The following is an 8,667-nucleotide window of genomic DNA, read 5'->3' on the forward strand; positions in this document are numbered from 1 at the left end:
GGTCGCTCTGCAGGGAGGCTGAGCCTCTTCGGGCGGACACCGGGCGGTCCTGCGCGCCGGCCGTCAGCCTACCGCCGCCCTGCACCGGATCACCACCGGGCGCGAAACATAGGTTAGCCTCACTTATGTGTCGCATTCCTACGCTTCCGTCGTCGACACGCGGACGCTGAGCAGCCGGCTGCGGCGCGTCGTGCTGCACGTCGACGACCCCGACGCCCTCGATGTCAGGCCCGACGCCGACTCCGCGGTCGGGGTCTACTTCTCCCCGGGAGACCACCCTCACGGTGAAGGACGCAACTACTCCGTCCGCCACCGAGACGGTGCCCTGCTCACTCTCGACATCGCCCTGCACCGTCAGGGCCCCGGCTCATCGTGGGCCGAGACCGCGGCTCCCGGCCATCGCGTCGTTCTCGATCACGCCAGGGCGTGGTACCGGCCGCCGGCGGACACTCGGTGGCAGCTCGTGGTCACCGATCTGTCCGGACTTCCGGCGGCGGCTCGCATCATCGAGGAAATGCCCACCGGTGGAGCAGCGATCGTCATCGCCGAGGTGCCGGCCGCAGACGATCTCGACTACCTGCCCCGGCGCGACGGTGTCTCCGTCCTGCCGCTCATCGGCACCGGCAACGGGACGCGCCCCAGCGCGCTGGCGGCCGCGGTACGTGACGTGGCGATGCCAGCAGGGCCGGGATACTGCTGGTTCGCCGGGGAAGCCGCAGAGTCCCGGGCAGTACGCAAAGACCTGCGCGCGCGGGGATGGCATCGCGACCGCTATGACATCACCGGCTATTGGCGGGTCGACTCCGAGGCCTGGGACGCGCGGTTCGCCGAGACCGGCGAGGAGGCGATGGTCGTCTACGAGCGTGCGCTGGCGGCGGGAAAAGACGAGAAACTCGCCTTCGAAGAATTCGACGACATCTGCGAACGGATCGGGCTCTAGCCGCGTGGTCGTCGATGTCCCGGCGCGCCCCGCGTCTCCGTCGATCCCGCGCCGAAGCTCGGTACGGCGCAACACCGTCGGGCTCGTCGCCGCGACCGCGCTGCTCGCCGCGCTGTGCGTGGCGAGCCTCGCGATCGGCACCCAGCACGTGTCCCTGTCGACGGTGTGGCAGGCACTGACCACTACCGTCTCGGGGGCCGGCTCCGCGACCGGCGACGAGTGGATCGTGCGCGACCTGCGCATCCCGCGCACGGTGCTGGCCGTCGTCGTCGGTGTCGCACTCGGGCTGTCCGGCACCCTCATCCAGGGCGTGGGGCGGAATCCGCTGGCCGACACGGAGGTACTCGGGATCAACGCGGGCGCTGGGCTTTTCATCGTCACCGCGATCGCACTGCTCGGCCTGCAGGGTATCTGGACCTACATCTGGTTCGGATTCGCCGGTGCCCTGTTCTCGATGCTCCTGGTCTACCTGATCGGGATGGCCGGCCGCGCGTCCGCGACGCCGGTGCGCGTGCTGCTCGCCGGCGTCGCGATCGGCGCCGTCATGGACGGTCTCGGGTTCGCGGTCCGTCTGCGCTATCCGCGGGCGTTCGACAACATGCGGTTCTGGGACGCCGGCGCGCTCGACGGCCGCCCGCTCGAAGTCGCTGCCGCAATCGGCCCGTTCGTCGCCCTCGGCGCGATCCTGTGCCTGGTCGTCTCCCGCTCACTGAACGTCACCGCCGTCGGAGACGATCTGGCAACCAGCCTGGGCGGCAACGTCGTTCGTACCCAGGTGCTCAGCCTCGTCGCGGTGACGCTGCTGGCCGGCGCCGCCACCGCCGGCGCGGGACCGATCGGTTTCGTCGGCTTGATGGTGCCACATGCGGTGCGCCGGTTCACCGGACCCGATTGGCGCTGGATCCTGGCCTATGCCGTCGTCGTCGCACCGGCGGTGCTGTTGGCCGCAGACATCGTCGGTCGCAAGGTGATCGCGCCGTCAGAGTTGCCGGCCGGCATCGTGACCGCCTTCGTCGGGGCGCCCGTGCTGATCTGGTTGATCCGCCGACGGGCGGTCGGCGCATGACGGCGACGACGAGCCCGGTGCGCCGGCGCCGGCATGTGCTGCGCGTGGGCGGCATCGCGGTGCGCACATCTCGACGGGCCGTGGTCGTCGTGGCTGTCCTGCTGGCCGGCATGCTGCTGACCGCGCTACTAGCCGTCGGTCTGGGCAAGTACCACGTCGCGCCGCTGGACGTGGTGTCGGTGCTGACCGGTTCCAACACGTCATTCGACCGGGTGGTGGTTCTCGAATGGCGGCTACCGCGCATGCTGATGGCGCTGTTGGTCGGTGCGGCACTTGGCCTGTCGGGCGCCATCTTCCAGGCGATCACGGGTAATCCGCTCGGCAGCCCGGAGATCGTGGGTGTCAACTTCGGCGCCTACACCGGCGCACTCGCCGTCCTCGCCACCCTCGGAAGCGGCTACTACGCGGTGGCTGCCGGCGCGTTGCTGGGCGGACTGGTGACGGCGGTGGTGGTCTACGCACTGTCGTTCCACCGCGGCGTCGCCGGCTATCGGTTGATCGTCGTGGGCATCGCGGTCGGGGCTGTGCTGAATTCCGTCAACCAGTGGATCGTCATCAAACTCGATCACCACACCGCGGTCACCGCAGCCGTCTGGCAGCAAGGCACGTTGAGCGGACTGACGTGGACGCAGGTGATTCCGATGACCGTCTGTGTGGCGCTGTTGGTCTCGGCGCTCGTCGCTCTGGGCCCGCAGCTACCGGTCCTGCAGCTCGGCGACGACGCCGCGGGCGCCCTCGGGGTGCGACCCGACCGGGCGCGGGCCGCGTATCTCGTCGTCGGCGTCGGGTTGGTTGCCGTCGCGTGCGCGGCGGCCGGGCCGATCACCTTCGTCGCGCTGGCGGCGCCGCAACTGGCCCGTCGTTTGACGGCCAGTCCGGGCGTGGCGCTGCTGCCGGCCGCAGTCATGGGTGCGGCGCTGCTGTTGGTCAGTGACGTCATCGCCCAGCAGCTGTTCTCGGACAACGAGTTACCGGTGGGCGTGGTCACCGTCTCACTGGGCGGCTGTTATCTCATCTACCTCCTCGCCACGCAGGCACGAAAGCGATGAACCATGACTGACAGCCGATTGGGCGCCGAACTCCTGTCGCTGGGGTACGGCGACACCGCGATCGTCGCCGATCTGACCCTCGCGATCCCGGACGGACGCATCACGATGATCGTCGGCCCCAATGCCTGCGGCAAGTCCACACTGCTGCGCGGACTGGCCCGGCTTCTGCGCCCCCGAGCCGGCCGGGTCGTCCTCGACGGCACCGATATCTCCGGTCTGCACACGAAGGAGGTCGCCCGCCGCCTGGGCTTGCTCCCCCAGACGTCGATCGCACCGGAGGGCATCACGGTCGCCGATCTGGTGGCCCGAGGTCGCTTCCCCCACCAGAAACTGTTGCGGCAGTGGTCCGTTGCCGACGAAAAGGCGGTCACCGAGGCGATGACCCTGACCGGGGTGAGCGAGCTGGCCGACCGACTCGTCGACGAGTTGTCCGGCGGGCAACGGCAACGCGTGTGGGTCGCGATGGTGCTCGCGCAGCAGACACCGGTCCTGCTCCTGGACGAACCGACGACCTATCTCGACATCGCCCACCAGGTGGAGTTGCTCGATCTGTTCGCGATGCTCAACAGATCGCACGGCCACACGGTGGTTGCCGTGCTGCACGACCTGAACCACGCCTGCCGGTACGCCGACGAGATCGTCGTCATGAAGGCGGGCCGGATCGTCGAGCACGGAGAACCGGGCACGGTGGTGACGGCCGAGTTGCTCGCGGACGTGTACGGGCTCCACTGTCAGATCATCGACGATCCCGAGACCGGCACGCCGCTCATCGTGCCGCGCGCCTCCCCGTACCTCACGGCAGGCAGGTGAGATATCCCCCGCCCCTACCGAAGAAGTCCAACGCGGCGTGATTCACGCCGTCGTCGGTGCGCACGACATCGAGCACCAGACCATGGGACTGCCCCCGGTGGGCATCGGCACCGGCGACGACGACCATGCCGCCGTCCTCCTCGATGAAGACCCGCCCCGGGGTGCCGCCGTAGATGCAGCGCGACACGCGCGACGAGATGACGCGCAGCCGTTCACCGCGAAAGTAGGTGTAGGCGTTGGGATACGGGTCGGAGAGTGCCCTGACCAGGCGCTCGATGTCGGCTGCCGGCCACTGCCAGTCGATGAGGCTGTCCTGCTCGGATCGCTTGTGGAAGAAGGTGCGATCGGCGAGGTTCTGGGGCACCGGTTCCAGCGTCTGGTGCTCCAGTCCGTCGAGCGCGGCCTCGAGGACCTCGGGCACGAGGTCGAGGGTGTCGTAGACCAGGCTGGTGCCGGTGCTCGACGGGGTGATCTCCACGGCGCGCTGCACCAGCACCGCGCCCGTGTCCAATTCGTCGTCCATCAGATGCGCGGTGAGACCGGTGTGCGTGGCACCGCTGATCAGCGACCAGATGACCGGCGAGAAGCCGGTGAACTTCGGCAGCAGCGAATCGTGCAGATTCACGGTGCCCAACCGGGGAACGCCGAACAGCTCACGCGGCAGCTTGGTCCGCCAGTTGTTGGCGACCATCACGTCCGGGGCCACCGCACGGACCCGGTCGATCAGCTGGGCGTCGGGACGTTTGGCCAGGTACACCTCGATCCCCTCGCTGCGGGCCAGATCCTCCACCGAGTCGGCCCAAATCGATTCGTAGGCATGCTCACTGGCCGGATGCGTCACCACCAGATCGACGTCATGACGCGACTTCAGCAGCGCCTGCAGGGTGCGATGGCCCCACGTCTGGTATCCGAACATGACCACGCGCACGAAGAACCTCCAGTATCCCGACCGGCCCACTGTAGCCGCCTGTGGTTAGCCTAACCTTTGATAGCATCCCCACGGTCCGCTCCCGCACCCTGTCGCGGGGGGACCGACGCTCACGGGATCTTCGCAGAGAGAGAGAACACGTTGTCCACCAATCCTTTCGACGATCCGAACGGCCGATTCGTGGTGTTGATCAACGACGAGGAGCAGTATTCCCTCTGGCCGACGTTCGCCGAGGTGCCGGCCGGGTGGCGCACGGTGTACGGCGGACCCGACGGCACCGACCGCGACAGCGCGCTGCGCTACGTCGAGGAGAACTGGACCGACATGCGGCCGAAATCGTTGCGGGAGCAGATGGACACCGCCGCATCCGCGCAGGCGTGAGTACGCCGTCGCGTGACGGCTGGTCCGGGACGGCGGTGCTGCGCCGCGCCGTTGCGCGACAGCGCACCCGGCTCGCCGGCGGCTCTGTCCTCATCGCCGCCCACCAGCTCTGCGAGGTCGCCGTCCCGATCCTGATCGGCGTCATCGTCGATCGCGCAGTGGCCACCGGCTCGATCACCGCCATGGCCACCTGGATCTGCGCCCTGGCCGCCCTGTTCGTGGTCCTGACGGTCGTCTATCGCTTCGGGGCCCGCATGCTGATGGCTGCCATCGCCGAGGAGGGCCACCTGCTGCGGGTCGAGTTGTGCCGGCGGATTCTCGACCCCCGCGGCATGGTCACGACTTACCAAGCGGGAGAACTGCTCTCGATTTCCTCCACCGACGCCGAGGAAACCGCCTATCTACTCGACTACGTTCCCCGGATGGTCGGCGCGGCGGTGGCCACCGTCGCGTGCGGTGCGGTCCTGCTCCACATCGACGCGCCCCTGGGCGTCATGGTCCTCGTCGGCGTGCCGGTGGTGATGATCGGCCTGCAGCTCACCGCGCCCGTCATCGCGCGCCGTGTCGAGGAGCAGCAGTCGCAGATCGGTCGCGCGACCGCGCTGGCCACCGACCTCATCAGTGGTCAGCGGCCATTGCAGGGCATCGGCGCGCAGCGGCATGCCGCGGATCGTTACCGGGTCGCGAGCCGGCGCTCCCTGGCCGCGACGCTGCACGCGTCTCGAATGGAGAGCGCCCACGCCGGGGCCGCCGCCGCCGCGGGCGCGCTCAGCGCGATGGCGGTCGCGGTGGCAGCCGCGTACTTCGCTCTTGCCGGTGACCTCACCCTCGGCCAGCTGATCACCGTGATCGGCCTCGCGCAGTTCCTCGCCGAGCCCTTCACCGTGCTCGCGACCCTGCCCAGCTCGGTGGCCGAAGCGCGCGCCTCGGCGAACCGCGTCGCCGATGTGCTGTCCGCGCCCGCGCGTCGCTCTGACCACCCGGTGTCGAACGCCTCGGCCGCACCCTCGGCACCCTCACTCGATGTCCTCGACGCGTCGGGCCACCTGATGTTCTGCGCCCACCCCGGCGAGATGGTGGCTGTGCTGACCGCCGACCCCCGGGACGCGACGACATTGATGGAGGCGCTGGCCGATCGCGACCGCGACACCGGCCTGAGTGTGCGCATCGGCGGCCTGGCGCTGCGTGACATCCCGTACGGGCGACGCCGTCAGGCCCTGATTGTCGAGGCCCATCGCGGAGACCTGTTCAGCGGCACCCTGGAATCCAATCTCTCGATGTCGGGCGCCGAGTCCGATGCGATCGCCGCGGCGCTGATCGCATCATGTGCGCTCGACGTGGTCGAACAGCACGCCGACGGACTCGAGCACCGGGTCATCGAGCGCGGAGCCAGTCTGTCCGGTGGACAACGCCAGCGGTGGACGCTGGCCCGCGCACTGGCCGCCGATCCGCACGTTCTGGTGTTGCACGACCCGACCACCGCCGTCGACGCCGTCACCGAACAAGCGATCGCCGAGGGCATTCGCGGCCTGCGGGTCGCGCGCGGTCGCACCACGATCGTGTTCACCAGCAGCCCGGCGCTGCTCGCCGCCGCCGACCGCGTGATCGTCGTCGACGACGGTCGGGTCCGCGGCGAAGGCACCCACGACGACCTCGTCACCTCCGATGACGGATACCGGGAGCTGGTTCAGCGATGACGATCAGCACGTCGACGACTCCACCCGTGCTGCCCGTCGCCTCGATGAGGCGAACGTGGCGGTGGCTCACCGGCGAAGCGCGTCGCCGCAGAATGGCCAGTGCCACAGCGCTCGTGGTCGGGTTGGCCGCCGCGGCGGCGGCCACCGTGCCGATCTACCTGCTCGGCTCGCTGGTCGATCGCATCGACGACGGCCGCTCCGCCGGGCTGGTCGGGCTGGCTGTGGTGATCGGCGTGAGCGCGGTGATCGGCGGGCTCGGCACGGGACTGTCGGCGTTCCTGATCGCCCGTCTCGGTGAGTCCGCGGTCGCGGACCTCCGCGAGGACGTACTGCGCCATGCCCTGGATCTGCCGGCGACGACGATCGAGGAGAGCGGCCGCGGCGATCTCCTGTCGCGCGTCGGTGCCGATGTCGCCGCGGTCGCCAAAGCGGTGTCCCAGGTGCTGCCCGACATGCTCAACGCATTCTTCCTCGGCATCGTCACCGTGGTCGGGATGGCGGGCATCGACTGGCGGCTGGGACTCGCCGGCGCGCTGTGCATCCCGGCCTATGTCGCCGGGTTGCTCTGGTACCTGCCCCGATCGGCGCCGCTGTACGCGCAACAGCGCGTCGCGCTCGCCGAACGTGCGCAGGCCACCGTCGAGTCCATCCAGGGCGCACGCACCATCGACGCCTACGAGGTGCATGCCGAGCACCTCCGTGGCATCGAGAACGCGTCGGCACGGGCCCGCGACTGTGAGATCACGGTCTTCGGTCTGTTCACCCGGTTCGTCGGCCGGGTCAACCGGGCCGAGTTCATCGGTCTGGCCGCCACGCTGGTCGTCGGCTTCCTCCTGGTCCGCAGCGGCGCCGTCACGGTCGGACAGACGACCGCCGCGGCGCTGATGTTCCATCGCCTGTTCAACCCGATCGGGATGATGATGTACAACTTCGACGAGATCCAGGCGGGCGCCGCGTGCCTCGCCCGTCTCGTCGGCGTGCTCGACCTGCGGCCCGCGCCGACAGACGGACCGCCGCCCCCGACTGCCGAACCCGCCTCGGCCGATGTCGAGGTGCGCAACGTGTCGTTCCGGTACGGGTCCGGTCCGGTTGTGCTGCAGGATGTTTCGCTCTCGATCCCGGCCGGTACGCGATGCGCGCTGGTGGGCACCACAGGTGCGGGGAAGAGCACCCTGGCCGCTGTCATCGCAGGGCTCTTCGTGCCGAATCAGGGGCAGACCCTCATCGGTGGAGTGTGCGTCGCCGACATCGCCGAGGATCGGCTGCGGCACTGGGTGGCCACGGTCACCCAGGAGGTTCACGTGTTCTCGGGCACCGTCGGAGACGACCTGCGCCTGGCCGCCCCCCAGGCGTCCCGCGACGACGTTCTCGACGCCCTGGCTCGAGTCGGTGCTCGAGACTGGGTCACCGGTCTCGCCGACGGATTGGACACCCCCGTCGGAGAACACGGAATCGACCTGACCGCAGCGCAGGCGCAGCACCTGGCGCTCGCGCGGCTCGTACTGGCCGACCCGCGCGTCGTCGTCCTCGACGAAGCCACCGCCGAAGCCGGCAGCACCGCCGCCGGCGAGCTCGACGCGGCCGCGCTGGCCGCCACCGAGGGTCGCACCACCCTCGTTGTCGCGCATCGCCTTTCCCAGGCCGCCACCGCCGACCAGATCCTGGTGATGGAGGGCGGACGCATCGTCGAGCGCGGTACCCACGCCGAACTGCTGGACCGTGCCGGCCGCTACGCCCGGCTCTGGCGCGCCTGGCGAGCACACAGCTAGACCATCCCGCCCGCATCACCGACACAA

Annotated in this window: 8 protein-coding genes; 7 read left to right on the forward strand and 1 reads right to left on the reverse strand. The window is 69.5% G+C overall.

The genetic code is table 11. From position 1 onward, the window contains the following. The first annotated feature begins 127 nt into the window (after positions 1-127). From ACZ50N_RS14590 to ACZ50N_RS14605, 4 genes are read left to right on the forward strand one after another with little or no spacing between them, the layout of a single operon-like run. Entirely contained in the window at positions 128-940 is an 813-nt protein-coding gene (locus ACZ50N_RS14590; RefSeq protein WP_046361307.1) for a siderophore-interacting protein, read from the forward strand. A gap of 43 nt (positions 941-983) precedes the next feature. Beyond that, positions 984-2,006, forward strand: coding sequence for an iron chelate uptake ABC transporter family permease subunit (locus ACZ50N_RS14595; protein ID WP_464475649.1), 1,023 nt, complete (start codon positions 984-986; stop codon positions 2,004-2,006). Then, positions 2,003-3,055, forward strand: a complete 1,053-nt coding sequence (locus ACZ50N_RS14600; RefSeq protein WP_048424309.1) for a FecCD family ABC transporter permease — start codon at positions 2,003-2,005, stop codon at positions 3,053-3,055. Before ACZ50N_RS14595 ends, ACZ50N_RS14600 begins: the two co-directional genes overlap by 4 nt. Positions 3,056-3,058: 3 nt before the next feature. Further along, positions 3,059-3,865 carry an ABC transporter ATP-binding protein gene (locus ACZ50N_RS14605; protein ID WP_046361309.1) on the forward strand — a complete coding sequence of 269 codons (807 nt, stop codon included), beginning with the start codon at positions 3,059-3,061 and terminating at the stop codon, positions 3,863-3,865. Here ACZ50N_RS14605 and ACZ50N_RS14610 read toward each other — a convergent pair. Continuing rightward, positions 3,849-4,793 (reverse strand): methionyl-tRNA formyltransferase, encoded by a 945-nt coding sequence (locus ACZ50N_RS14610; protein WP_046361337.1) that lies wholly within the window; start codon positions 4,791-4,793, stop codon positions 3,849-3,851. The genes ACZ50N_RS14605 and ACZ50N_RS14610 overlap by 17 nt on opposite strands. Before the next feature lie 141 nt (positions 4,794-4,934). Between ACZ50N_RS14610 and ACZ50N_RS14615 the strand changes: the two genes are divergently transcribed. The 3 genes from ACZ50N_RS14615 to ACZ50N_RS14625 are packed head-to-tail and all read left to right on the forward strand — an operon-like array spanning position 4,935 to position 8,640. Beyond that, complete coding sequence (locus tag ACZ50N_RS14615) at positions 4,935-5,174, forward strand: MbtH family protein (protein ID WP_046361310.1); 240 nt, start codon at positions 4,935-4,937, stop codon at positions 5,172-5,174. Then, the gene (locus tag ACZ50N_RS14620) at positions 5,171-6,871 is read left to right on the forward strand and encodes an ABC transporter ATP-binding protein (RefSeq protein ID WP_464473153.1); all 1,701 of its coding nucleotides are present in this window, start codon (positions 5,171-5,173) and stop codon (positions 6,869-6,871) included. Before ACZ50N_RS14615 ends, ACZ50N_RS14620 begins: the two co-directional genes overlap by 4 nt. Next, the gene (locus tag ACZ50N_RS14625) at positions 6,868-8,640 is read left to right on the forward strand and encodes an ABC transporter ATP-binding protein (RefSeq protein WP_464473154.1); all 1,773 of its coding nucleotides are present in this window, start codon (positions 6,868-6,870) and stop codon (positions 8,638-8,640) included. Before ACZ50N_RS14620 ends, ACZ50N_RS14625 begins: the two co-directional genes overlap by 4 nt. The last annotated feature ends 27 nt before the right edge of the window (positions 8,641-8,667 follow it).

It is taken from the genome of Mycolicibacterium obuense, from assembly GCF_055397605.1.

Bases quoted from the DNA above. Each gene is read 5' to 3' on its own strand.
- ACZ50N_RS14625 (WP_464473154.1), top strand. From the start codon at position 6,868: ATGACGATCAGCACGTCGACGACTCCACCCGTGCTGCCCGTCGCCTCG.
- ACZ50N_RS14605 (WP_046361309.1), top strand. From the start codon at position 3,059: ATGACTGACAGCCGATTGGGCGCCGAACTCCTGTCGCTGGGGTACGGC.
- ACZ50N_RS14600 (WP_048424309.1), top strand. From the start codon at position 2,003: ATGACGGCGACGACGAGCCCGGTGCGCCGGCGCCGGCATGTGCTGCGC.